This is a genomic window from Stenotrophomonas sp. BIGb0135, from assembly GCF_024810105.1.
Taxonomy (GTDB): Bacteria; Pseudomonadota; Gammaproteobacteria; order Xanthomonadales; family Xanthomonadaceae; genus Stenotrophomonas; species Stenotrophomonas maltophilia_AB.
Map to the genome: position 1 here is coordinate 50,851 of NZ_JANUDX010000010.1, position 24,551 is coordinate 75,401.

General features: G+C 68.4%; 23 protein-coding genes. 15 read left to right on the forward strand and 8 right to left on the reverse strand.

Annotated elements, in window-relative coordinates; genetic code table 11:
- Positions 1 to 37: 37 nt before the first annotated feature.
- Positions 38 to 1,468 carry an MFS transporter gene (locus M2421_RS17335; protein WP_259209064.1) on the reverse strand — a complete coding sequence of 477 codons (1,431 nt, stop codon included), beginning with the start codon at positions 1,466 to 1,468 and terminating at the stop codon, positions 38 to 40.
- Between the two features lie 107 nt (positions 1,469 to 1,575).
- Here M2421_RS17335 and M2421_RS17340 point away from each other — a divergent pair, with 107 nt between their 5' ends.
- On the forward strand, positions 1,576 to 2,460 hold the full coding sequence (locus tag M2421_RS17340) for a LysR family transcriptional regulator (protein WP_259209065.1): 885 nt from the start codon (positions 1,576 to 1,578) through the stop codon (positions 2,458 to 2,460).
- 28 nt (positions 2,461 to 2,488) lie between these two features.
- On the opposite strand, the gene pip is transcribed toward M2421_RS17340, so the two are convergent.
- The 3 genes from pip to prmC are packed head-to-tail and all read right to left on the reverse strand — an operon-like array spanning position 2,489 to position 4,737.
- On the reverse strand, positions 2,489 to 3,433 hold the full coding sequence (gene pip, locus M2421_RS17345) for a prolyl aminopeptidase (RefSeq protein WP_259209067.1): 945 nt from the start codon (positions 3,431 to 3,433) through the stop codon (positions 2,489 to 2,491).
- A 41-nt stretch (positions 3,434 to 3,474) separates the two neighbouring features.
- Positions 3,475 to 3,828, reverse strand: coding sequence for a DUF5713 family protein (locus M2421_RS17350; protein ID WP_259209069.1), 354 nt, complete (start codon positions 3,826 to 3,828; stop codon positions 3,475 to 3,477).
- A 54-nt stretch (positions 3,829 to 3,882) separates the two neighbouring features.
- Positions 3,883 to 4,737 (reverse strand): peptide chain release factor N(5)-glutamine methyltransferase, encoded by an 855-nt coding sequence (prmC, locus tag M2421_RS17355; protein ID WP_259209071.1) that lies wholly within the window; start codon positions 4,735 to 4,737, stop codon positions 3,883 to 3,885.
- 428 nt (positions 4,738 to 5,165) lie between these two features.
- Here prmC and ahpC point away from each other — a divergent pair, with 428 nt between their 5' ends.
- The 5 genes from ahpC to M2421_RS17380 all read left to right on the forward strand — a co-directional run bounded on the left by ahpC (position 5,166) and on the right by M2421_RS17380 (position 10,079).
- Positions 5,166 to 5,729, forward strand: a complete 564-nt coding sequence (ahpC, locus tag M2421_RS17360; protein ID WP_038690387.1) for an alkyl hydroperoxide reductase subunit C — start codon at positions 5,166 to 5,168, stop codon at positions 5,727 to 5,729.
- A gap of 150 nt (positions 5,730 to 5,879) precedes the next feature.
- Positions 5,880 to 7,472, forward strand: a complete 1,593-nt coding sequence (ahpF, locus tag M2421_RS17365; protein WP_259209074.1) for an alkyl hydroperoxide reductase subunit F — start codon at positions 5,880 to 5,882, stop codon at positions 7,470 to 7,472.
- A gap of 86 nt (positions 7,473 to 7,558) precedes the next feature.
- Entirely contained in the window at positions 7,559 to 8,509 is a 951-nt protein-coding gene (oxyR, locus tag M2421_RS17370; protein ID WP_259209076.1) for a DNA-binding transcriptional regulator OxyR, read from the forward strand.
- A gap of 151 nt (positions 8,510 to 8,660) precedes the next feature.
- Positions 8,661 to 9,068 carry a nucleoside diphosphate kinase regulator gene (gene rnk, locus M2421_RS17375; RefSeq protein WP_259209077.1) on the forward strand — a complete coding sequence of 136 codons (408 nt, stop codon included), beginning with the start codon at positions 8,661 to 8,663 and terminating at the stop codon, positions 9,066 to 9,068.
- A 48-nt stretch (positions 9,069 to 9,116) separates the two neighbouring features.
- A complete protein-coding gene (locus M2421_RS17380; RefSeq protein WP_259209079.1) occupies positions 9,117 to 10,079 on the forward strand; it encodes a transaldolase in 963 nt (320 codons plus the stop codon).
- Between the two features lie 764 nt (positions 10,080 to 10,843).
- Here M2421_RS17380 and msrA read toward each other — a convergent pair.
- Both msrA and M2421_RS17390 read right to left on the reverse strand, forming a co-directional pair.
- A complete protein-coding gene (gene msrA, locus M2421_RS17385; RefSeq protein ID WP_259209307.1) occupies positions 10,844 to 11,494 on the reverse strand; it encodes a peptide-methionine (S)-S-oxide reductase MsrA in 651 nt (216 codons plus the stop codon).
- A 30-nt stretch (positions 11,495 to 11,524) separates the two neighbouring features.
- Complete coding sequence (locus M2421_RS17390; RefSeq protein WP_259209082.1) at positions 11,525 to 11,791, reverse strand: DUF2007 domain-containing protein; 267 nt, start codon at positions 11,789 to 11,791, stop codon at positions 11,525 to 11,527.
- A gap of 329 nt (positions 11,792 to 12,120) precedes the next feature.
- Between M2421_RS17390 and M2421_RS17395 the strand changes: the two genes are divergently transcribed.
- From M2421_RS17395 to M2421_RS17410, 4 genes are all read left to right on the forward strand, one after another.
- Positions 12,121 to 13,869, forward strand: a complete 1,749-nt coding sequence (locus M2421_RS17395; protein ID WP_259209084.1) for a glutamine--tRNA ligase/YqeY domain fusion protein — start codon at positions 12,121 to 12,123, stop codon at positions 13,867 to 13,869.
- An 88-nt stretch (positions 13,870 to 13,957) separates the two neighbouring features.
- Positions 13,958 to 14,518 carry a nucleoside deaminase gene (locus tag M2421_RS17400; protein WP_259209086.1) on the forward strand — a complete coding sequence of 187 codons (561 nt, stop codon included), beginning with the start codon at positions 13,958 to 13,960 and terminating at the stop codon, positions 14,516 to 14,518.
- A gap of 24 nt (positions 14,519 to 14,542) precedes the next feature.
- The gene (gene rlmM, locus M2421_RS17405; protein WP_259209087.1) at positions 14,543 to 15,589 is read left to right on the forward strand and encodes a 23S rRNA (cytidine(2498)-2'-O)-methyltransferase RlmM; all 1,047 of its coding nucleotides are present in this window, start codon (positions 14,543 to 14,545) and stop codon (positions 15,587 to 15,589) included.
- A gap of 68 nt (positions 15,590 to 15,657) precedes the next feature.
- Complete coding sequence (locus tag M2421_RS17410) at positions 15,658 to 16,053, forward strand: EF-hand domain-containing protein (protein ID WP_259209090.1); 396 nt, start codon at positions 15,658 to 15,660, stop codon at positions 16,051 to 16,053.
- Positions 16,054 to 16,075: 22 nt separating this feature from the next.
- On the opposite strand, the gene M2421_RS17415 is transcribed toward M2421_RS17410, so the two are convergent.
- Together M2421_RS17415 and ubiH are read right to left on the reverse strand one after the other, a co-directional pair.
- On the reverse strand, positions 16,076 to 17,251 hold the full coding sequence (locus M2421_RS17415; protein ID WP_259209092.1) for a UbiH/UbiF family hydroxylase: 1,176 nt from the start codon (positions 17,249 to 17,251) through the stop codon (positions 16,076 to 16,078).
- Positions 17,248 to 18,453, reverse strand: coding sequence for a 2-octaprenyl-6-methoxyphenyl hydroxylase (gene ubiH / locus M2421_RS17420; RefSeq protein WP_259209094.1), 1,206 nt, complete (start codon positions 18,451 to 18,453; stop codon positions 17,248 to 17,250). The genes M2421_RS17415 and ubiH overlap by 4 nt, the downstream gene beginning before the upstream one ends.
- Positions 18,454 to 18,548: 95 nt before the next feature.
- On the opposite strand from ubiH, the gene M2421_RS17425 reads away from it, so the two are divergent.
- The 5 genes from M2421_RS17425 to M2421_RS17445 all read left to right on the forward strand — a co-directional run bounded on the left by M2421_RS17425 (position 18,549) and on the right by M2421_RS17445 (position 24,542).
- Positions 18,549 to 19,130 (forward strand): hypothetical protein, encoded by a 582-nt coding sequence (locus M2421_RS17425; RefSeq protein WP_259209095.1) that lies wholly within the window; start codon positions 18,549 to 18,551, stop codon positions 19,128 to 19,130.
- A 12-nt stretch (positions 19,131 to 19,142) separates the two neighbouring features.
- Positions 19,143 to 19,697, forward strand: coding sequence for a cob(I)yrinic acid a,c-diamide adenosyltransferase (locus tag M2421_RS17430; protein WP_259209097.1), 555 nt, complete (start codon positions 19,143 to 19,145; stop codon positions 19,695 to 19,697).
- Between the two features lie 34 nt (positions 19,698 to 19,731).
- Positions 19,732 to 20,643 (forward strand): histone deacetylase family protein, encoded by a 912-nt coding sequence (locus tag M2421_RS17435; protein WP_259209100.1) that lies wholly within the window; start codon positions 19,732 to 19,734, stop codon positions 20,641 to 20,643.
- Positions 20,644 to 20,763: 120 nt separating this feature from the next.
- Positions 20,764 to 23,190, forward strand: coding sequence for an LPS-assembly protein LptD (gene lptD / locus M2421_RS17440; protein WP_259209101.1), 2,427 nt, complete (start codon positions 20,764 to 20,766; stop codon positions 23,188 to 23,190).
- Positions 23,187 to 24,542: a peptidylprolyl isomerase gene (locus M2421_RS17445; RefSeq protein WP_259209104.1), complete on the forward strand. Its 1,356-nt coding sequence runs from the start codon at positions 23,187 to 23,189 to the stop codon at positions 24,540 to 24,542. The genes lptD and M2421_RS17445 overlap by 4 nt, the downstream gene beginning before the upstream one ends.
- The last annotated feature ends 9 nt before the right edge of the window (positions 24,543 to 24,551 follow it).

A 24,551-nucleotide genomic window follows, 5' to 3' on the forward strand; every position in this document is an offset into this window, starting at 1 on the left:
GTCCTTCCTGGTGCGACCCACGCCGTGTGCGATCGCCCTATCTTTCGCCAACCCCCACTGCCGCCAGCGCCGCATCGTCCTCCTGCGGCCGCAACCACAGCGCCACGCCCACCCCGAGCAGCGCGAACACCGCCGCCCCGTACTGCGCGTTGACCAGCCCCTGCAGCGCTTCGGGACTGCTGCCGGCCGCATGCACACCGCGCCCGGTATTGGCCAGCATCACCAGCACCGCCAGGCCCAGCGCGCCGCCGATCTGCTGCGCGGTGGCGGCCATGCCCGAGGCCACGCCCTGCTGCGCCGCCGGCACGCCCTGCCCGGCCACGATCCACATCGCCGTCCAAGTCATGCCCTGGCCGATGCTCAGCACCACGATGCCCGGCAGCAGCGCCCAGTAGGTGGCGCCAAACGGCAGTGCCAGCGCGACCGCGGCGATGCCGACCGCGCCGGCTGCCATGCCCAGTGCCAGCACCTGGCGCGGCGAACGCCGGGCAAGCATGCGCTCGGTGATCCGGATGCCGAACGTGCACACCAGCGTCGGCGGCAGGAACGCCAGCCCGGCCTGCAGCGCGCTCCAGCCGTAGCCATCCTGGAAATACAGCGCCAGGAAGTAGTACTGCACGCCGAAGCTGCTCATGAACACCATGGTCAGCAGCATGGCCGCGCGCAGGCTGCGCAGGCGCAGCAGCGCGAACTGCATCAGCGGGTCGCGGCTGCGCTGCTCGATCTGCACGAAGGCGGCCAGCAGCAGCGCCGACACCACCAGGCAGCCCAGCGTGCGCGGCGCCAACCAGCCCCACTCCGGCCCCTGCACCAGCGTGGTGACCAGCAGGCTGCCGCCGAGGGTGACGGTGAGGCAGCCGGCCAGGTCGAACGAGCGCCCGGACTGGCGTGCCGGATCGCGCGGCAACCACCAGCCACCCAGCACCGCGCACGCACCGGCGAACGGCACGATCACCAGCAGCACCGAGGACCAGCCAAAGCTCTGGGTGAGCACGCCGCCCAGCAGCGTGCCCAGCGCCAGCCCGCCGGCGCTGGCCATCGACCAGATCGCCAGCGCGCGGTTGCGCGGCGCGCCTTCGGCATACAGCGTGTTGATCAGCGACAGCGTGGCCGGGAACAGCAACGCCGCGCCGATGCCCTGCACCGCGCGCGCGCCGATCAGCAGCCAGGCGCTGTTGCTGAAGCCGCCCACCAGCGAGGCCAGCGCGAACAGCGCCATGCCCAGCCGGTAGACCCGGCGGCGGCCGAGCAGGTCGGCCGCGCGCCCGCCCAGCAGCAGGCAACCGCCGAAGGCCACGGTGTAGCCGCTGACGATCCACTGCAGTTGCTGCGCGTTGATCTGCAGCTGCACGCCCATCTCATGCAGGGCGACGAAGATGATGGTGGCGTCCAGCGCGATGATCAGCTGGGCCATGGCCAACAGGGTCAACGCCAGCCGGGGCGGGAAGGAATGCGGGGAGTGGGTCATGCCGATGCGGACGAGGGGAAGGCGGGCAGTCTCATTGATGACGCCATACAAATAAACCCGGATACTTCGATTTCTGTCATGCATTTCCGCATCAATCGGACGCCATCATGGATCTCAATGCCGTGCGCATGCTGGTGCAGGTCGCCGAAGCGCGCAGTTTCACCGTGGCCGCCGGGCAACTGGGCCTCAGCCAGTCCGGGCTGTCACGGGCGATCGGCCGGCTGGAGGCCGAGCTGGGCGTGCGCCTTCTCCATCGCAACACCCGCAACGTCAGCCTGACCCCGGACGGCCGCCAGTTCGTCGATCACTGCACGCCCCTGCTGTGCGGGCTGGAAGATGCCGAACGGCGACTGGGCGATCGCCCCTGCACGCCGTCGGGCGTGCTGAAGCTGACCGCGCCATCGATGTTCGGGCGCAAGGTGCTGGTGCCGCTGGCCGGGCAGTTGATGGCCGTGCACCCGCAGTTGCAGTTCGAGCTGGTGCTCAACGACCGCCTGGTCGATCTGGTCGAGGAAGGCTTCGACGCGGCCCTGCGCACCGGGCCGATCAGCGACGTGCGCATGGTGGCGCGGCCGCTGCGGCCGCTGCACTGGGTCACCGTGGCTTCGCCGGACTACATCGCCCGTCACGGCGCGCCGGCCACGGTCGATGCGCTGCAGGACCATACCTGCCTGGCGGTGCGCAACCTGCGCAGCGGACGGCTGGTGGACTGGCAGTTCCGCGACGGAGATGGGCTGCGCGACGTCACGCCCCCGGCACGGATGGTGTTCGACAGCGGCGACCCGCTGGTGGAAGGCGCGCTGGCCGGCGTCGGCATCGTGCAGGTGATGGATTTCGCGGTGGCCGACGCGCTCGCCGACGGCCGCCTGCAACGCGTGCTGCAGCCGTTTGAAGGCCGCAGCCGCGCGTTGTCGCTGGTGTATCCGCCTTCGCGCCAGGCCTCGCCGAAGCTGAAGGTGCTGGCCGACGCGTTGCTGGCCGGCCAGTGGTAGGTGCCGACCGAGGGTCGGCACGTTGGGATCAACCCGCGAAGCGATCCGTGGCTCGCACCAGTGCGTCCACGTTCTCGGCCTCGAACGCCGAGTGGCCCGAGGCCGGGCTGATCTCCAGCGTCGACGCCGGCCACGCCTTGTGGAGTTCCCACGCGCTCTGCAGCGGGCACACCACGTCGTAGCGGCCGTGCACGATCACGCCGGGGATGTCGGCGATGCGGTGCGCGTCGCGCAGCAGCTGTTCTTCCACCTCGAAGAACCCGCCGTTGACGAAGTAGTGGTTCTCGATGCGGGCGAACGCCAGCGCGAATTGCGGGTCCTGGTGGCTGTTGACGAAGTCGTCGTCCACATGCAGGAAACTGGTCGCCCCTTCCCACACGCTCCAGGCCTTGGCCGCAGCCAGGCGGGTGGCTTCGTCGTCACTGGTCAGGCGGCGGTGGAAGGCCGAGATCAGGTCGTGCCGCTCCACTGCCGGGATCGGCGCGAGGTAATGCTCCCACGCATCCGGGAAGAGCCGGTTGGCGCCCTCCTGGTAGAACCACTCCAGCTCCCAGCGGCGCAGCATGAAGATGCCGCGCAGCACCAGCTCGGTCACGCGCTGCGGATGGGTCTGGGCGTACGCCAGCGCCAGGGTGGAGCCCCAGCTGCCACCGAACACCTGCCAGCGGTCCACCTTGAGGTGCTCGCGCAGTTTCTCGATGTCGGCGACCAGGTCCCAGGTCGTGTTGTCCACCAGGTCCGCGTGCGGGGTGGAGCGCCCGGCGCCACGCTGGTCGAACAGGATGATGCGGTACTTGGCCGGGTCATGGAACTGGCGCATTTTCTCGCTGCAGCCACCGCCCGGGCCACCGTGCAGCAGCACCACCGGCTTGCCCTCGGGATTGCCGCATTGCTCGACATACATCGTGTGGCGGCCATCCACCTTCAAGGTGCCGACGTCGTAGGGGGTGAGGGCGGGATACAGCGTACGCATGGCAGGAACTCCGTTGATGGGAACAGGTGCGGTGAACGGATTCACCGCTCGCGCGGGCTGGTCAGCTCGTCCACGTCCACGTCGAAACCATAACTCTGCGCGATCAGCTCGAAATCAGCGCCGATGTTCTCGCGCGCGGCGGTTTCCAGCTCGCTGTCCTGCGCTTCGAACGCTTCGCCGAGCACGTTGAATTCCAGCGTGGCCGCATGGGTGAGCGCCATCAGCGCGGCAGCGTCGGCCGGGCGTTCGCGCTCGATGCGTTCGCACAGGCGCAGCAGGATCTGCTGGCCTTGGGCCACCAGCGCCGGCGGAAAATACGCGTCCTCGACCATGTCGGCCAGGAATTCATGGGACTGCAACTGCGCGTTGGATACAGAGGGGCTGGCAGGGGTCATGGCGCTTCCTTTCGAGTGGACCGCCATTCTACCCGCGCGATGTTTCAGGCAGCGTCAGCGCACGCCTGGCAGACAGCCGCGCGTCACCCGCTCGCGTTGTTCGAGGTCGCGTTCGGTGTGGACCTGCTCGAACCCGGCCTGTTCGAACAGCGCGCGGATCGCCGCGCCCTGGTCCCAGCCGTGTTCGATCAGCAGCCACCCCTGCGCCACCAGGTGACCCGGCGCCGCGGCAACAATGCAGCGGATGTCATCCAGCCCGTCCAGCCCCGACGCCAGCGCACCCGGGGGCTCATGGCGGAGGTCGCCCTGCTGCAGGTGGGGATCGTCGCTGGCGATATAGGGCGGGTTGCTGGCGATGAGGTCGAAGACCTCGCCCTGCAACGGCTCGAACCACGCACCCTGGCGGAAGCTGACATTGGCCACGTCGTTGCGCAGCGCATTGCCGCGCGCGACGCTCAGCGCGGCGCTGCTGACATCGGTGGCGATCAGCGTGGCGCGGGGCCGCTCACTGGCCAGGGCCAATGCGATCGCCCCGCTGCCGGTGCCCAGGTCGGCCACCGCCAGCGGGGTGTCCAGCGGCAGCCGCGCCAGCGCCAGCTCGACCAGCAGCTCGGTTTCCGGGCGCGGGATCAGCGTGGCGGGGTTGACCGCCAGGTCCAGGGTCCAGAAGCCGCGACTGCCCACCAGGTAGGCCACCGGTTCGCCCGCCACGCGCCGCGCCAGCAGACCGGCAAAGCGCGCCGCGTCGGCCTCGCCGACTGCATCGGTGGCATGGGCGAACAGCCAGCTGCGCTCCCGCCCCAGCACGTGCAGCAACAGCAGCTCGGCCTCGTGGCGACCTTCCACCCCGGGCAGGGCGGCGGCGGCATCGGCAAGCAGCTGGCGGACGTCACGGGGGGCAGCAGTCATGGTGGCGGGGCGGGAAACGGGCCGGGAAGTGTAGAGCACCGGGCCGCAGGGCCCGCTCGCCTGGTAATGGGCTGCCAACGACCGCCAGGCGATTGATGGGAGGAATTGCGCCGCTTAATGACCTGCATTGCGGCCTATCGCGATTCGGGCTGTGCCGAGGTGGCGGGGAGGACGTGGACAGGTTTCCGTTCAGCCAGTCGACCCGACGGATAAGCGGTGGCTATCACCCATTTGAGGCCCCAGGTCCGGCAATGCCTTGCGGCACAAGGGCTGCGCACGCCTATTGGCAAGGTATTCATCCCTGCACAATCACCTTTTGATAGACTCCATCTATCGTATAGATGCAATCAATGGATTGTCCTTATGGGAATGGAGCCGCTAATCTGTATCGGTCGCTTCACCCACCCCCTTCACCAAGAGGAAAAACGATGTCGCTCATCAATACGCAGATCAAGCCGTTCGAAGCCAACGCCTACCAGAACGGCGAGTTCATCAAGGTTTCCGACAGCACCCTGAAGGGCCAGTGGTCCGTGCTGATCTTCATGCCGGCCGCGTTCACCTTCAACTGCCCGACCGAGATCGAAGACGCCGCCGACCATTACGCCGAGTTCCAGAAGGCCGGCGCCGAGGTCTACATCGTCACCACCGACACCCATTTCTCGCACAAGGTGTGGCACGAAACCTCGCCGGCCGTCGGCAAGGCCCAGTTCCCGCTGGTCGGCGACCCGACCCACCAGCTGACCCGCGCCTTCGGCGTGCACATTGAAGAAGAAGGCCTGGCCCTGCGCGGTACCTTCATCATCAACCCGGAAGGCGTGATCAAGACCCTGGAGATCCACTCCAACGAGATCGCCCGTGACGTGTCCGAGACCCTGCGCAAGCTGAAGGCTGCCCAGTTCACCGCCGCCAACCCGAACCAGGTCTGCCCGGCCAAGTGGAAGGAAGGCGAGAAGACCCTGACCCCGTCGCTGGACCTGGTCGGCAAGATCTAAGCCGTCCCCATCCCCACTCCCGTTTCGACGGGAGTGGGGGTGAACCCAAGCCGGTGCCTGCGCGCCGGCTTGGGTTCACCCCCACGCCGCGCAGATGTACCTTCGGGTGACGTCGACGCTGTCCCCTTGCCTGAATCAAGGAGTTTTTCGATGTTGGATGCCAACCTCCAGTCCCAGCTCAAGACCTATCTGGAACGCGTCACCCGTCCGATCCAGATCACGGCGCACGCGGATGACGGCGCCAAGTCGCAGGAGATGCTGGAGCTGCTGAACACGCTGGTGTCGCTGTCGGCGCAGATCAGCCTGGACGTGCGCCGCGACGGCGCCGAGCGCACCCCCTCGTTTGCGCTGACCACCCCGGGCCAGGACATCCACCTGGCGTTCGCCGGGCTGCCGATGGGCCACGAATTCACCTCGCTGGTGCTGGCGCTGCTTCAGGTGGGCGGGCACCCGTCCAAGGCGACCGCCGAGCTGATCGAGCAGGTGCAGGGCCTGGAGGGCGAGCTGAAGTTCGAAACGTACTTCTCGCTGTCCTGCCAGAACTGCCCGGACGTGGTCCAGGCGCTGAACCTGGCCGCGGTGCTCAACCCGCGCATCCAGCACGTGGCGATCGACGGCGGCCTGTTCCCGGCCGAAGTGGAAGCGCGCCAGATCATGTCGGTGCCCACCGTCTACCTCAACGGCGAGATGTTCGACCAAGGCCGCATGACCCTGGAGCAGATCGTGGCCAAGCTGGACACCGGCTCGGCCAAGCGCGACGCGGCCAGGATCGCGGCCAAGGCGCCGTTCGACGTGCTGGTGATCGGCGGCGGCCCGGCCGGCGCGGCAGCGGCGATCTACGCCGCGCGCAAGGGCATCCGCACCGGCGTGGCCGCCGAGCGGTTCGGCGGGCAGGTGCTGGACACCATGGCGATCGAGAACTTCATCTCGGTCAAGGAAACCGAAGGCCCCAAGCTCGCCACCGCGCTGGAACAGCACGTGCGCGAGTACGAGGTGGACATCATGAACCTGCAGCGTGCCAGCGCGCTGACCCCGGCCGGTGATGACGGCCTGGTCGGGATCACCCTGGAAAACGGGGCGGTGCTGAAGTCGCGCTCGGTGATCCTGTCCACCGGCGCGCGCTGGCGCCAGATGAACGTCCCCGGCGAAGAGCAGTACCGCAACAAGGGCGTGGCCTATTGCCCGCACTGCGATGGGCCGCTGTTCAAGGGCAAGCGGGTGGCGGTGATCGGCGGCGGCAACTCGGGCGTCGAGGCGGCGATCGACCTGGCCGGAATTGTGACGCATGTGACCCTTCTGGAATTTGATGACACACTCCGGGCCGATGAAGTGCTGCAGAAGAAGCTGCGCAGCCTGGGCAACGTCACCATCATCACCAGCGCCCTCACCCAGGAAGTGCTGGGCGATGGCCAGAAGGTGACGGGGCTGGTCTACCAGGACCGCGTCGGTGGCGATGCGCACCGGGTCGAGCTCGAAGGGATCTTCGTGCAGATCGGGTTGCTGCCCAATACCGAGTGGTTGAAGGGAGCGGTGGCGTTGTCGCCGCGTGGCGAGATCGTGATCGACGACCGCGGCCAGACCAATGTCCCGGGCGTGTTCGCGGCGGGCGATTGCACGACCGTTCCCTACAAGCAGATCATCATCGCGATGGGCGCCGGTTCGACCGCCGCACTGAGCGCTTTCGATCACCTGATCCGTACATCCGTTCCCAAGAGCAGCGGCGTTGTCGCCGAAGCTGCCTGAAACGTAAGGGTCCCGGTTCGCCGGGACCCACCTGCTGGGTAAGCCACGCCGTCACCCGGTCCATTACCGTGTAGAGGTCCAAGGAAATGAACCTACGTGATCTGAAATATCTGGTGGCGCTGGCCGACCACCGGCACTTCGGCCGCGCTGCGGCCGCATGCTTCGTCAGCCAGCCCACGCTGTCCACCCAGATCCGCAAGCTGGAGGACGAGCTTGGCCTGCCCCTGGTCGAGCGCGCGCCACGCAAAGTGATGCTGACCCCGGCCGGGGTCGAGGCGGCGGCGCGTGCGCGCACGATCGTGGCTGAAGTCGAGCAGATGAAAGAAGCTGCCCGACGCAGTCGCGACCCGGAAGCCGGGACGGTGCGGCTGGGGATCTTCCCCACGCTGGGGCCGTACCTGTTGCCGCATGTGATCCCCAACATCCGCGAGCGCTTCCCGCAGCTGGAGCTGTTGCTGGTGGAGGAGAAGAGCGACGAGCTGCTCGCGCGCCTGCGCGAGGGCAAGCTGGATGCGGCACTGCTGGCCCTGCCGCTCGAAGACGACCAGCTGCACGCCGAGTTCCTGTTCGAGGAGCCGTTCCTGCTGGCCGTCTCGGGGCAGCATCCGCTGGCCAGGCGCCATCATCTGGACGTGCAGGAGCTGTCCGCCCAGAAGCTGCTGCTGCTCGAGGATGGCCACTGCCTGCGTGACCAGGCGCTGGCGGTGTGCCGGCTGTTCGGTGCCAATGAGAAGTCCGAATTCCGTGCCACCAGCCTGGAAACGCTGCGCCAGATGGTGGCCGCGGACGTGGGCATCACCCTGCTGCCGACCCTGTCGGTGAAGCCGCCGGTGCCGCGTTCGGAGAACATCCGCCTGCTCGATTTCCAGGGCGATGACCGCCCCAGCCGACGCATCGCGATGGCATGGCGGCGCAGTTCGGCGATGACCGGTTTCCTGCAGCAGTTGGCGCAGCAGTTCAAGCGCCTTCCGGAAGGGCTGTTCGCGCTGGAAAACAGCGATTCGGACGTCGGCCACGCGGCGCGCGGCGCCGCCTGATCGCCCCGTCGGTGTAGACACTGAACCGGCCGCATCGTGCGCGATGCGGCCCGGGTCGCATCCGCCTTCGATAGGCAGCACAATAGAACCCAGGCGGCGCCAGCAGGTGCCGCCTTTTGCATGGGCCATCATCAATCGCAAGGAGCTTTACATGTCCACTTCCAGCGGGCTGCCCCCGTCCATCATCGTTTCCAGCCACGACATGGATCGGCTGGACGCCATGCTCGACGCCCCGGCGGTCAGCCAGACCCCCGCGGCGCAGGCACTGGCCAAGGAACTGAATCGGGCCACCGTGGTGGCGCCGGACGAGATGCCCGACGGCATCGTCATGATGCATTCGCGGGTGGAATGCGAAGATGAGCTGCAGAACGAGAAGCACGTGCTGACGCTGGTCTACCCGCGCGAAGCCGATGTCGAGCAGGGCAAGGTGTCGATCCTTGCGCCGGTGGGCACCGCGCTGCTGGGCCTGGCCGTTGGCCAGACCATGGATTGGGATGCACCGGGTGGCCGCAAGCTGCGCCTTCGCGTGACGGCCGTCCACAACCAGCCCCACCCCTGATTCCCGCCTGCCACCGGGCAGGCTCCCCGTTTCGTACCAGGAGTCGCAATGAACACCGTTTCTCCGTCCAAGCTCACCCAGTTGCGCGACCTTTCCGTCGTGGTGGCCGATACCGGCGATTACGAGGCGATCAAGCGCCTGAAGCCGGTCGACTGCACGACCAATCCGACCCTGGTGAAGAAGGCGTTGGACCTGCCGGTGTATGCGGACCTGATCGAGAAGGAACTTGCGTGGGGCCGCGAGCAGTCCGGCGAGCGCGAGACGATCGTGCACGCGGTGGCCGATCGGCTGACGGTGGGCGTGGGCACGCTGCTGAGCACGCTGGTGCCGGGCCGGGTGTCGACGGAGGTGGATGCGGACCAGGCGCACGATACGGCGGCGACGGTGGCCAAGGCGCGCCAGTTCATCGCAATGTACGAGGCAGCCGGCGTGCCGCGCAGCAAGGTGCTGATCAAGATCGCGGCGACGTGGGAAGGCGTGGAGGCGGCGCGGGTGCTGCAGGCGGAGGGTATCGACTGCAATCTGACGTTGATCTTCAATCCGACGCAGGCGCTGGCCTGCAGTGAGGCGGGGGCGTTCCTGATTTCGCCGTTCGTGGGGCGGATCCTGGACTGGTACGTGGCCCATGGGCAGGCGCCGGCCGATATCGATGCGGATCCGGGCGTGGTGTTCGTGCGCGGGGTCTATGCGGAGTTCAAGCGTCGCGGTTCGCCGACGGTGGTGATGGGCGCATCGTTCCGCTCCACCGCGCAGATCGAGGCGCTGGCCGGTTGCGATCGGCTGACCATTTCGCCGGACCTGCTGGAGAAGCTGGATGCCGACCACGGCGAGCTGCCGCGCAAGCTGGTGGCCGGTGCGGCTGAAGAGGTGGCGGTGACGCCGATCGATGCCGAGCGTTTCGCCAGCGATCTGGCGGCCGATGCGATGGCAACGGAGAAGCTGGCGACGGGGATCGATGCGTTCGCCAAGGATCTGGAAGCACTGCGCCAGACGATTCGCGAGCGGCTGTAAGCGGTTCGCGTGGTCTGGACAGTAAGAAGCCCCGCATTGCGGGGCTTTTTGTTTTTTCGGGCCGCTGCACGTTTGACTGCGACTGCGACTTCAACGGCGACTTCAACTGCTACTTCAACGGCGACTTCAACGGCGACGGCAACCGCAACCGCAACCGCTCACTGTCGACTTGTTGGGGTCGGCGTGGGGGGGATGGCGGGACACGCCGTGAATCCGTCCGTGGAGGCTCGCATGCGCCATCCATGGCGCATGACGGTCCCGCCATCCCCCCCACACCGCCCCCTCGACAGTTGGCCGGGGCGTTTGGGAAAGCGGGACTGCCAGGGCGTTTGGGTGGGCCGCTTGCATGGGGCGTCAACCGCCTGATCGGGACGTTTGGGTAAACCGCCTGGCTGGAACGTTTGGGTAAACCGCCGGGCTGGGGGCGCGTGGGTAAACCGCCTGGCTGGGAGCGCTTGGGTAAACCGCCTGGCTGGGGCGCGGGGACGCGGGCCCCCATCTGCATGCGCGCATCGAGACCTTGGGCACAGCGGCCGACACCTCCCCGTCAGCGTGCATGACAGCCGCGCGTCTGGGTGAACCGCTCGGCTGGGACGTTTGGCTAACCGCCTGACCGGGGCGTGTGGCTAAACCGCCTGGGGCCATGGGTAACCGGTAGAGCCGAGCCATGCTCGGCTGGCCGGGCGCAGCCCGGCCGATGGGTCGGCAGGGGTGCGTGGGTGGGGAAGCAGCCGAGCGTGGCTCGGCGCTCCCCCACCGCCGGTTCAGGCATCCACGCCGATCGGGCAGCTGACGCCGGTGCCGCCGATGCCGCAGTAGCCGTTGGGGTTTTTGGCCAGGTACTGCTGGTGGTAATCCTCGGCGTAGTAGTACTCGGGGGCCGGGAAGGCGATGTCGGTGGTGATGGTCCCGTGGCCGGCGTCGGTCAGGCGCTGCTGGTAGGCGTCGCGGCTGGCGATGGCGGCATCGAACTGGGCCTGGCTGGTGGCGTGGATGGCCGAGCGGTACTGGGTGCCGGTGTCGTTGCCCTGGCGCATGCCCTGGGTGGGGTCGTGGTTTTCCCAGAACACCTGCAGGAGCGTGGCCAGGGAGACGACCGCCGGGTCGAACACCACCTCGACGATCTCGGTATGCCCGGTCAGGCCCGAGCAGACTTCTTCGTAGGTGGGGTTCGGGGTGACGCCACCGGCGTAGCCGACGGAGGTGGTGTAGACGCCCGGGAGGGTCCAGAACTTGCGTTCGGCGCCCCAGAAGCAGCCCATGGCGAAGCGGATGCGCTGCAGGCCGGCGAAGCCGTCCTTGAGCGGGTGGCTGTTGACGTAGTGCTGGTTATGCAGCGGCAGCGCGTGCGCGCGGCCCGGCAGCGCCTCGTCGGGGCGTGGCAGGCGTTGCTTGAAGGCGCCGATGCCCAACAAGCCCTTGGCGATTCCCAACATGGCAGTCTCCTAGGCCGGCAACAGGCCGGCGCTTTCATCTCCGTCGAATATGGGGTCGTCGGTGCCCCCGCCCAAGTCCAGCCCGGCGACGATGCCCTCGGCGTCTGGCCGGGCCAGGTCCGGCACGCAGACCCGCAACACCCCGAACAGCGGCAGCTCGCCCATCCCGCCCAGCAGCGACTCGCCGAACACGAACGCCGGGATCCCGGCATCCTCCAGCGCATGCTTGACCAGATGGGCGTCGAACAGGTTGTCGGCCTGGTAAATCACGTGCATGGGCGGGCTCCGGGAAGGCGTCGGCCCAGCATACGCCCGGGGGCTGAAGGGGTACCGACCCGGAGGCCCGCCCCGCCGGGGCCGGGGGTAGGCCGGCCGCACGGACATCGCACCGTGCCTGGAGGCGGCCAACCGCCGGCGCTACCGGCAAGACCAGCGACCGCCCTGCCCCCGCAGCGCCGGGGTGGCGCCGGAGGCTCGGGGGTCTAGGGGTGAGGCGGGCCCGCGATCCGCGCAGCAACGCGCAGGGCGACAGCGCGAATGCGATGACGCGCCCCCGACAGGCTAAACTGTTGGTCTTTCTGCCTTTTAGACTGCGACCGCGCATCATGTCCGAGCCTACCGCCGCCCCCACCGACGCCCTTCCGGAAACCCAGGAAAAACGGGACTTCATCCGTCAGATCGTCCGCGAGGACCTGGCCGCCGGCAAGCATGCCGCGATCAAGACGCGCTTCCCGCCCGAGCCCAACGGCTACCTGCACATCGGCCATGCCAAGTCGATCTGCCTGAACTTCGGCATCGCCGGGGAGTTCGGCGGGGTGTGCAACCTGCGCTTCGACGACACCAACCCGGCCAAGGAAGACCCCGAGTACGTCGCCGCGATCCAGGACGACGTGCGCTGGCTGGGCTTTGAATGGAACGAGCTGCGCCACGCCTCGGATTACTTCGATGCCTACTATCTGGCGGCGCAGAAGCTGATCGCCGATGGCAAGGCCTACGTGTGCGACCTGTCGGCCGAGGAAGTGCGCGCCTACCGCGGCACCCTGACCGAGCCGGGCCGCCCGTCGCCGTACCGCGATCGCAGCGTGGAAGAAAACCTGGACCTGTTCGCGCGCATGCGCGCCGGCGAGTTCCCCGACGGTGCGCGCACCGTGCGCGCGAAGATCGACATGGCCAGCGGCAACATCAACCTGCGCGACCCGGCGCTGTACCGGATCAAGCACGTCGAGCACCAGAACACCGGCAATGCGTGGCCGATCTACCCGATGTACGACTTCGCCCATGCCCTGGGCGATTCGCTGGAAGGCATCACCCACTCGCTGTGCACGCTGGAGTTCGAGGACCATCGCCCGCTGTACGACTGGTGCGTGGACAACGTCGATTTCGCCCACGACGACGCGCTGACCGCCCCGCTGGTCGAGCGCGGCCTGCCGCGCGAAGCGGCCAAGCCGCGCCAGATCGAATTCTCGCGGTTGAACATCAACTACACGGTGATGAGCAAGCGCAAGCTGATGGCGCTGGTCACCGAGCAGCTGGTGGATGGCTGGGAAGATCCGCGCATGCCGACCCTGCAGGGCCTGCGTCGGCGCGGCTACACCCCGGCGGCGATGCGCCTGTTTGCCGAACGCGTGGGCATCAGCAAGCAGAACTCGCTGATCGATTTCAGCGTGCTCGAAGGCGCCCTGCGCGAGGACCTTGACAGTGCCGCCGCGCGCCGCATGGCGGTGGTCGATCCGATCAAGCTGGTACTGACCAATCTGCCCGAGGGCCACGAAGAAACGCTGACGTTCTCCAACCATCCCAAGGACGAGGCGTTCGGGACCCGCGAGGTGCCGTTCGCCCGTGAACTGTGGATCGAACGCGAGGACTTCGCCGAGGTCCCGCCGAAGGGCTGGAAGCGCCTGGTCCCGGGCGGCGAAGTGCGCCTGCGCGGCGCCGGCATCATCCGCTGCGACGAGGTGGTCAAGGACGCCGATGGCACCATCATCGCGCTGCACGGCTGGCTGGACCCGGAATCGCGCCCGGGCATGGAAGGCGCCAACCGCAAGGTCAAGGGCACCATCCACTGGGTGAGTGCGGTGCATGCGGTGCCGGCCGAGATCCGCCTGTATGACCGCCTGTTCTCGGTGCCCAACCCGGATGATGAGTCCGAGGGCAAGACCTACCGCGATTACCTCAACCCCGCGTCGCGCCGCACCGTCACCGGCTATGTCGAGCCGGCCGCGGCCAGCGCGGCACCGGAGCAGTCGTTCCAGTTCGAACGCACCGGCTATTTCGTCGCCGACCGCCGCGACCACACCGCCGCCACGCCGGTGTTCAACCGCAGCGTGACCCTGCGCGATACCTGGTCGGCGTAAGCCGGCCGGGTTTCACCAGGCCGGCAACAGCGTCCACGCCTTGCGTGGACGTGCGGCCTGTACCCTTTTTGAAGAGGTTTACGCCCCGATGCTGTACGCGCAAGTCCATCTCACCCTGCCCGCCTGGATCCACGACCATGTCGACCTCGGCCGTGCCTATCCCGGTGATGCCGACAAGGTCGCGCTGGCGATCGAGCTGTCGCGCCTGAATGTCGAGGCGCAGACCGGCGGCCCGTTCGGCGCGGTGGTGTTCGGCCCGGACGACCGCATCATCGCCGCCGGCGTCAACCGCGTGGTCCCGCACACCACGTCGCTGGCGCATGCCGAAAACATGGCCTACATGCTGGCCCAGCAGCGCCTGCAGACCCCGCGCCTGAACGATGTGCTGAGCCCGATCACCCTGGCCACGTCCTCCCAGCCCTGCTGCCAGTGCTATGGCGCCACCATCTGGGCCGGCATCGACCGCCTGCTGATCGGGGCCAGTGCACAGGACGTGGAAGAACTCACGCCGTTCGACGAAGGCCCGCTGCCGACCGACTGGATCGGTGAACTCAACGCGCGCGGCATCGAGGTCGTGCGCGACATCGAGCGCGATGCAGCGCGCGCGGTGCTGCGCCGTTACGGGGAGACCAACGGTGCGCATTACTGACCGCCGCGCCTCGGGCGCACGCGCATGACCGGCCTGCTATGTCTCTGCCGCCAGGGCTTCGAGCCGGAACTGGCCGGTGAGCTGACCGAGCGTGCCGCCTATGCCGGCATCGCCGGTTACGCACGCACCCAGCGCAACGATGGCTACGTGCTGTTCGCCACGGAGGAAGGCGCCGCGCTGTCCAAGGCGCTGCCGTGGCGTTCGTTGATCTTCGCCCGCCAGAAGATGGTGGTACTGGCCGAACTGCCGCAGCTGGATGCGGCCGACCGGATCACCCCGATCGTCGCCGCGCTGCAGGGCCAGCAACGCTTCGGTGACATGTGGGTGGAGCACCCCGATTCGGACGAAGGCAAGCCACTGGCCGGCCTGGCCCGCGCGTTCGGCAATGCGCTGCGCCCGGCGCTGCGCAAGGCCGGGCTGCTCACCGACAAGCCCAACACCGCGCTGCCGCGCCTGCACATCGTGTTCGTCGGTGGCCGCCACGCCTTCGTCTGCGTGGCCGATACCCGCGACAGCGCGCCCTGGGCCCTGGGCATTCCGCGCCTGAAGCTGCTGCCCGACGCGCCATCGCGCTCGGCATTGAAGCTGGATGAGGCCCTGCTGACCCTGCTGACCCCGGACGAGCGCGAACTGCTGGTCAAGCCGGGCATGCGCGCGGCCGACCTTGGCGCCGCCCCCGGCGGCTGGACCTGGGTGTTGACCCGCCAGCACCTGCGGGTGATCAGCGTGGACAACGGCCCGCTGCGCGAGCACGTGCTGGAGACGGGACTGGTCGAGCACCTGCGTGCCGATGGCTTCCATTGGCAGCCGGAGACGCCGCTGGACTGGATGGTCTGCGACATGGTCGAACAGCCGCGTCGCGTGGCCGAGCGCATGGCCACCTGGTTCCGCGAGGGCTGGTGCAAGCATGCGATCTTCAATCTCAAATTGCCGATGAAGAAGCGCTGGGACGAAACCCGCCTGTGCCTGGACCTGTTCCAGGAACAGGCCGGCAAGCCGCTGGTGCTGCGTGCCAAGCAGCTGTACCACGACCGCGAAGAAATCACGGTGCTGGCCTCGCCGCTGCGCTGATCCACGCACCACACCGGCAGCGCCGGGCCATGCCCGGCGCTCCCCCCACGTCAAAGAACGGAGTGTCCATGCGACGTCGCCCTGCCCCGGTCCTGCTGCTGTGCCTGCTACCGGTCTTCGCCACGGCACAGGTTCACACGCCCTCGCCAGCGATCAGCGAACCGCTCCGCGAGGTTCCGGCCAGCGTGCGCACGCAGGCGCTGTCGGAAGGCCGCGTCACCGACCAGGTGACCCTGCCCGCCGCCGCGGGCGAAGCGCAGGTGACGGTGCGCTCGGTGCAGCCGGTAAGCGTGGTCGGGCACTACCGGTTTGCGTTCAGTGCGCTGGACGTGGACGGCGATGGCGTCATCAGCCGCGCCGAGGCCCAGGCCAACCCGGCGCTGGCCGATGAGTTCACCGCGCTCGACGTGAAGCGGCGCGGCAGGCTGGATCGGGCCGACCTGGCCGGTTGGCTGGTGGATTGAAGGCGCCGGGCACCGCCCGGCACTACACCCCGGCGGCGCGCTTCCAGAACATCGATACCAGCGGAGGCAGCTTGCCCGCGCAGCCCAGCACGCGGCCGCGGGCCAGGGTCAGGTGCATCTCGTCGTTGGAGAAGACCGTGTTGATCGCATCGAAGCTGTACGCAGCCACGGTGTTTTCGCTGCGGCGCTCGCGGGCCCAGCGCTGCAGCCGATGCGGCGACATCCAGTCCTGCCGGCGCTGCTGCGCGGCCAGCACCATCGTCCGTAGCGCAGCGACATCGCGCAGGCCGAGGTTGACCCCCTGCCCGGCCAACGGGTGCACCACGTGGGCGGCATCGCCCAGCGCCAGCACACGGCCGGCCACGTAGCCGCTGGCCAGCTGCCGACGCAGGGGAAATGCGGCGCGCCTGGATGCCAGGGTCATCGCGCCCAGGCGACCGGCAAAGGCGAGGGTCAGCTCGCGACCGAAGGCCGCCTCGTCCAATGCCAGCACGCGCTCGGCTTCGGCATCGGGCAGGGTCCACACGATCGAGCTGCGGCGCGGCCCGATCGGCAGCACCGCCAGCGGCCCGGTCACCAGGAACCGCTGCCATGCCGTGGCTTCGTTGTCTTTCTCGCTGTCCACGTAGGCGACCACGCCACGCTGGCCGTAGTCCTGGCGCGTGACGGCCAGGCCAGCCAACTGGCGCAGGGTGGACTCGGCGCCATCGGCAGCGATCGCCAGCCCAGCCTCCAGCCGCCGGCCATCGTCCAGGCGCAGGCGCACGCCATCGGCGTCCTGCTCCAGCGCCTCGACCCGCGCCGGACAGCACAGGTGCACGCCGGCCGCCGGCAACGCGGCCCACAGCCGGTCCACCAGCAGGTCGTTCTCCACGATCCAGCCCAACTGCTCGCGGCCGAGGGTATCGGCGTCGAAGCGCAGCTCCTCCCCGCCTGCCGCATCCCACACGCGCATGCGCCGGTAGGCGCAGGCCCGCGCGGCGGTGACCGCCGGCCACACCCCGAGCGCGGCCAGCAACTGCGCGTTGTCCGGGGCGAATGCGTAGACGCGCAGGTCGGCTTGTTGGGGTTGCCACGGCGTCGGTTCGCGCCCCTCGACGAGGGTGACATCCAGCCCCGCATCGGCCAGTGCCAGCGCGCAGGCCGCACCGACCACGCCGCCACCGACCACGATCACATCGCGCGCGCGCCGGCTCATGCGCCGGCTCCACGGCACAGCGCGGGCACCTGCCCACGGAAGCCCATCGCGCCGCCGACCAGTATCGATTGCATCGGCGTGGCCTGCGCGGCCAGCAGGCCGAGGCTGCGCAGCGGCCGCATCAGCGGCGCCGGGTTGCTGGTCAGCCGGGCCAGGCCGCCGGAGAAGGCAATGGTCTGCTCGCGGTCTTCGCTGCGGCGCGCCACGTGGGCCTGCAGCAGCGCGTCGCTGCCCGGGTCCTGCGCGGCGGCCACCAGCTCGGCCAGGGTCAGCGCATCGCGCAGGCCCAGGTTGAAGCCTTGTGCACCCAGGGGGTGGATGGTCTGCGCGGCATTGCCGAGCAGCACCGCGCGCTCGCCGACCAGCGCCTGGGCGAGCACCTGCACCAGCGGATAGGCACTGCGCGGCCCGCTGTCCAGCAAACGCCCGGCACGCCAGCCGATCGCGTCCTGCAGGCGCTGCAGCCATGCCGTCTCGTCCAGCGCCTGCACCGCATCGGCCTCGTCGCGGGCCACGCCATGGACCACGCCATAGTGGCGGTCGCCACGCGGCAGCAGCGCCGTCGGGCCGGTATCGGTGAAACGCTCGTAGGCGGTGCCATCCGGCGCGCGCGCACTGCGCACGCGGGCCACGAACAGGGTCTGCAGGAAGTCGTGCTCGTCCACCGCGATGCCCAGCGCATCGCGCACGCCGCTGCGGGTGCCGTCGGCGCCCACCACCAGGCGCGCCAGCAGGCAACGCTCGCCGTGTTCATCGGCGATGACCACCTGGCGGTAGCCGTCGATCGTATCGCCCAGGCGCACGAACCGCGCCGGACGGTAGCGGGTCAGCCCGGCCAGCGCCTGCAGGCGGGTTTCCAGCGCGTTGCCGAAGTCGCGCGCCACCACCACCTGGCCGAACCACGGCCGCTGGTACTGCGCGGCGTCCATCTGCACGCGGCCGAAATCGCCGGCGCGGCTGACATGGATGCGGTGGATCGCACCGGGGGCCGTGGCCAGCAGCTGCATCACGCCCAAGGCGGTCAGTGCGTTGACCGTGGCCGCGGCGAAGCTGAGGTTGCGCTGGTCGAACACCGCCGGCAGCGTGCCCGCCGGGGTGGCTTCCACCAGCCCGACGTCGCGCCCGGCGCGGTCCAGCGCGATGGCCAGGCTGGCCCCGACCAACCCGCCGCCCACGATCACTACATCATGTCGTTCACTCATGCCGCCCATGATAAGCGGTTGGCCGTGGCGGGCGGGTGCGGCGGCCTGCCGCAGCAGGCGCTAGAATGAACGCTGAACCCCTTCCCGTGGCAACCATGACCACCACCGCCCACCGCGCCTTCGTCCTGTCCGTGCTCGCGCTGCTGATGGCTGCGACCCGCGTCAACCATTTCATGGCGATCCCGGATGCGTCCTGGGCCGTGTTCTTCATCGGCGGCTTCTACCTGCGCAGCTGGACCCGCTGGGCGTTTCCGCTGCTGATGGTGCTGGCGATCGTGGTCGACGTGCTGGTGATCCGCAGCAGCGGGCAGCAGTACCTGCAGCATTACTGTGTCTCGCCCGGCACCTGGATGCTGCTGCCGGCGTATTTCTCGCTGTGGGCCGGCGGCATGCTGCTGGGCCAGGGCTATCACGGCGCGAACTGGGGCACCCTGGGCAAGGGCGTGCTGCTGGTCGCGGCGGTGGCGGTGTGCCACCTGTTCGCGCAGGGCGGCTTCTACTGGAGCAGCGACAGCGTCGCCGAGCCGAGCGTCGCCGGCTGGCTGAAGAACTACAGTGACTGGTTCGTGCCCTATCTGCGTACCGCGGCGATATATGTCGGCCTGGCCGCGGCGATGCAACTGGCCACCGAGCAGGTGGGCAAGTTGCTGCAGGCCCGCCACGACGCACTGCACTGAGTCCGCACGGCCATGGGCAACCGGCTTTCGCGCATCTATACCCGCACCGGCGATGACGGCAGCACCGGCCTGGGCGATGGCAGCCGTGTGCCCAAGGATGCGGCCCGGGTCAACGCGTACGGCACCGTGGACGAGGCCAACTCGGCGCTTGGCGTGCTGCTGGCGGTCACCCTGCCCGAGGACGTGCGCGCCCTGCTCACCACCGTGCAGCACCAGCTGTTCGACCTCGGCGGCGAGCTCTGCATTCCCGGCCATGCCGCCATCCAGGCCGCCGACGTGACGGCTCTGGAACGCCAACTGGACCAGTACAACGCCGATCTACCGGTGCTCAAGGAGTTCATCCTGCCCGCCGGCGGCGAGGCGGCCGCCCGCTGCCACCTGGCCCGCACCATCGTCCGCCGCGCCGAGCGCGAGACGGTGACGCTGGCGCGGCTGGAGCCGGTCCGCGCCGAGGCGATCGGTTACCTCAACCGGCTCTCGGACCTGCTGTTCGTGCTGGCCCGCGTCCTGGCCCGGGCCGATGGCCACGGCGAGGTGCTGTGGCGGCACGAACGCCGCCACGCCTGAGCGGCCCTGCCACCCCACCGGAACCCCTGCCCGCATGCTGGTTTTCACCCACCCTGCCTGTCTGCAACACGATCCCGGCCGTGGCCACCCTGAATCCCCGCAGCGCCTGCAGGTGGTGCTCGATGCGCTGCAGGCCGCCTTCCCCGACCTGCTGGACTGGCGCCAGGCGCCGGCGGCCAAGCTCGGCGAGCTGGCCCGGGTCCACGACAGCGAACTGATCGACCTGGTGCTCAAGCCGCAGACCGATGCGCTGCGCCTGATCGACATGGACACCCTGACCTCGCCCGGCTCGGCCAGTGCCGCCCTGCATGCCGCCGGCGCGGGCGTGGCCGCCGTGGATGCGGTGATGCTCGGTGACGACCCGGTGGCGTTCTGCGCGGTGCGACCGCCCGGCCACCACGCCACGGCCAGCACCGCGATGGGCTTCTGCCTGTTCAACAACATCGCCGTGGCCGCCGCCTATGCGCGCGACCGCTATGGCCTGGAGCGCATTGCCATCGTCGATTTCGACGTGCACCACGGCAACGGCACCCAGGACATCTTCATGGCCGACCCCGGCGTGGCGTACTACAGCACCCACCAGGCCGGGCTGTTCCCGAACTCGGGCCTGCGCCGCGACCGCGGCGCGGGCAACCTGATGAACATCCTGCTGCCGCCCGGCAGTGGCGGCTTCCGCTTCCGCAACACCTGGGCCGACGAGATGCTGCCGGCCATCGACGACTTCCGCCCGCAGCTGCTGCTGATCTCGGCTGGGTTCGACGCACATCTGCGCGATCCGCAGGCCGACCTGATGCTGGAGACCGAGGATTTCGCCTGGATCACCGCCGAGCTGCGGGGCCTCGTGCGCCGGCATGGCGGCGGCCGGGTGGTGTCGATGCTGGAGGGCGGTTACGACCTGCAGGCGCTGGCCGAATGCGCGGTGGCCCACGTCGGCCAACTGCGCTGAGCCACGGCGCGGTGGGTGGCCGCGCATGAACCTGAACCTCTTCCCGGGCAAGGCCTTCATTGCCCCTATGCAAGGGATGGGGCAAGCTACGATCCGTTTTCGCCCGAATCCGACTACCGCGTGCGCCGAGCCCTCCGCCTGCTGCCTCTCCCCCTGAGCATCGCCATCTGCCTGCCGGCCCTGGCCGACGACAAACCGGTGAACTGGGGCCTGTGCCCAGCCACCGACGTCCTGCCAGTCTTTGACGATGCGCCCAAAGCCGACAAGGCTGCTGCCGCCACCCGCGACCAGCAGGACACCGACATCGAGGGGGACCAGCTGTTCGGCACCACCACGGTGCCGCAGTACCAGGGCAATGTCGCGATCAAACGCGGCGACCAGTTCCTGGGCACCGACCACCTGAGCTTCGACACCGAGAGCGGCAACTACATCGCCGAGGGCAATGTCCGCTACCAGGACTCCTCGATCCGGATGGTGGCCAAGCGCGCCGAAGGCAACCAGGACGCGGACACCCACAAGATCAGCGACATCCAGTACCAGCTGGTGTCCCGCCGCGGCAACGGCGTGGCCGAATCGGTCGACCTGCAGGGCGCGGTGGGGCAGATGCACCGCTCCACCTACACCACCTGCGACCCGTCCCAGCCGGTCTGGAAGCTGACCGCGCCGCAGATCGAAGTGGACAACGACGAAGGCTTCGGTACCGCGCGCAACGCGGTGCTGCGGATCGGCAACGTGCCGGTGCTGTGGGCGCCGTACTTCAAGTTCCCGATCGACGACCGTCGCCAGACCGGCCTGCTCTACCCGCAGATCGGCCTGTCCGGCCGCAACGGCTTCGACTATGCCCAGCCGATCTACTTCAACCTGGCGCCGAACTACGACGACACCCTGACCCCGCGCTACATGAGCAAGCGCGGCCTGATGTTGACCAACGAGTTCCGCTATCTGTACGACGGTGGCCGCGGCGAGCTGGAAACCAGCTACCTGCCCAACGACAAGCTGCGCGATCGCGATCGTGGCCAGTTCGAGTTCGGCGGCTACCACAACCTCAATTCGCACTGGCAGGCCCGCGCCAACCTGGCCTGGGTCAGTGACGAGCGCTACACCGAAGACTTCGCCAACCGCCTGCTCGGGGTGACCGCGTCCAACCTGCAGAGCCAGGTGGGCATCTACGGCACCGGGGAAAACTGGACCGGCGGCCTGATGGCCGACTACTGGCAGCTGACCGACTACACCCTGACCGAAGCCGCGCTGCCCTACGCGCGCCAGCCGCGCGCCTTCTTCACCTGGGACAAGCCGGTCCTGCCGTGGCTGGAAACCGGCGTGTACGCCGAGGCCGTGCGCTTCACCCACAAGGACATCAACGGCAAGATCGTCGATGCCGACGGCGAGTACGTGCGCGACGGGACCCGCACCGAGATGTTCGGTGGCTCGCGACTGGACATCAAACCGTATGTGTCCATGCCCTTCAGTGGCGCGGCCTGGTATGTCACCCCGACCCTGGCCTACCGCTACACCGGCTATGAACTGGACCGTGGGCTGGCTGACCAGATCCGCCTGCAGAACATGACTGCCGAGGAAATCGCCAACGCCACCCCGGAGCAGCTGCGCGGCAACACCTCGCCCAGCCGCAGCATGCCGATCGCCAGCCTGGACGCGGGCATGTTCTTCGACCGCGAAACCACCATCGGCGGCAAGTCGTTCCTGCATACGCTGGAGCCGCGCCTGTTCTACCTGCGCACGCCCTATCGCGACCAGAGCGACCTGCCGATCTTCGATACCCGCGACTTCACCTTCAGCTGGGGCCAGCTGTTCCGCGATTCGCGCTATACCGGCGCGGACCGCCAGAACGATGCCAACCAGCTGACCATGGCGCTGAGCACCCGCTTCATCGACCAGACCACCGGCAAGGAGCGTTTCTCGGGCAGCATCGGCCAGATCCTGTACTTCGACGACTCGCGGGTGACCATCAACAACGCGCAGTCGCCGGTGGAACAGGGCAAGTCGGCCTGGATCGCCGATGCCAATTACGCCATCAACGACCGCTGGAACCTGGGCGCCACCTACCAGTGGGACCCCAAGTACAAGCGCGAGGACCTGGCCAGCGTGCGTGCGCGCTACCTGATGTCCAACGACGGCATCGTCAACATCACCTACCGCCACCGCCTCAACCCCGATGGGACCGACCTGCTCAAGCAGGCCGACCTGTCCTTCCTGTACCCGCTGAGCCCGCGCTGGAGCCTGGTGGGGCGCTACTACTACTCCATCGAAGACAAGAAGCCGCTGGAAATCATCGGTGGCGTGCAGTGGGACAGCTGCTGCCTGGCCGTCCGCGCGATTGCCCGCCGCTACGTGCGCAACCGCGAGGGAGACCTGAACAATTCCTTCCAGATCGAGTTCGTGCTCAAGGGCCTGAGCTCCATCGGCCAGAACACGGACCGCACCTTGCGCCGTGCTATTCTCGGCTACTACCGAGACGACCTCTATCTCGTGCCGCCCAGCAATACCGGGGCTGACCGCGACGACTACGATCCGAACCTGATCCCATGACCAAGACCCTTCCCGTTCTACTCGCTTCCCTGCTGGCGGTGTCCACCGTCTCCGCACCGCTGCAGGTGCTGGCGCAGCAGAGCCAGCCGCTGGATCGCATTGCCGCCATCGTCGATGAGGACGTCGTGCTGCAGAGCGAACTGGACCGCGCGATCCAGAACATCAAGGCGCAGTACGCCGGCCGCGAGAACCAGCTGCCGCCGGATGAGGTACTCAGCCGCCAGGTGCTCGAGCGCCTGGTGCTGGTCAAGCTGCAGGTGGCCCGCGCCGAGAGCAGCGGGATCAAGGTCGGTGACCAGGAGCTCAACCAGGCCCTGAACACGATCGCCCAGCAGAACGGGTCCAACCTGGACGCCCTGCGCCAGCGGCTGGCGCGCGACGGCATCGATTTCAACGATTTCCGTGCCTCGGTGCGCGATGAAATCACCGTGCAGCGCCTGCGCCAGAGCTTCGCGCAGAGCCGCATCAGCGTCAGCGAGGGCGAAGTGGATGCCGCGCTGAAGCAGCAGGCCACCGTGGGCAACCAGTACCACCTGGCGCACATCCTGATCGCCCTGCCCGAAGGCGCCACCGCTGACCAGATCAGCACCGGCCAGAAGAAGGCCGATGGCGTCAAGGCACTGCTGGACAAGAACGAGCTGGACTTCAACGCTGCCGCGGTGCGCTACTCCGACAGCCCCAACGCGCTGGAAGGCGGCGACCTGGGCTGGCGTTCGCTGGATGAAATCCCCAACGCGTTCGCGCAGATGATGACCAAGATGAAGGCCGGCGACGTGGTCGGCCCGATCCGTGGCCCGAGTGGCTTCCAGCTGCTCAAGCTGGTGGAAGTGCGCGATGCCAGCGCCGCCGCCGGTGGCCAGAGCATCACCGAGTACCACGGCCGCCATATCCTGGTGCGCGTCACCGACCAGCAGGACAACGCCGCGGCCAAGGCCAAGATCGACACCCTGCGTGCCCGCATCGCCGGCGGCGCCGACTTCCAGGAAGTGGCCAAGGAATCCTCCGAGGACACCAACAGCAAGGGCCAGGGCGGCGATCTGGGCTGGTTCCCGGCCGACGCGTTCGGTCCGGACTTCGGCAAGCAGGTCAGCGGCGTGGCCGACGGCGGCGTCAGCCAGCCGTTCCGCACCGATGCCGGCTGGCACATCGTGCAGCGCGTTGCCACGCGCCAGACCGATGCCACCACCGACAACCAGCGCGCCCAGATCCGCGAGACCATCGGTCGTCGCAAGCTGGAAGAAGAGTACAACCGCTTCCTGCAGGAACTGCGCGGCGAAGCCTATGTGAATCTGCGCACCGGCGCCGACAACGCCGACGGCGCTACCTCCACCACCCCGCCGCCGCAGTCCTGAGGTCTGGCC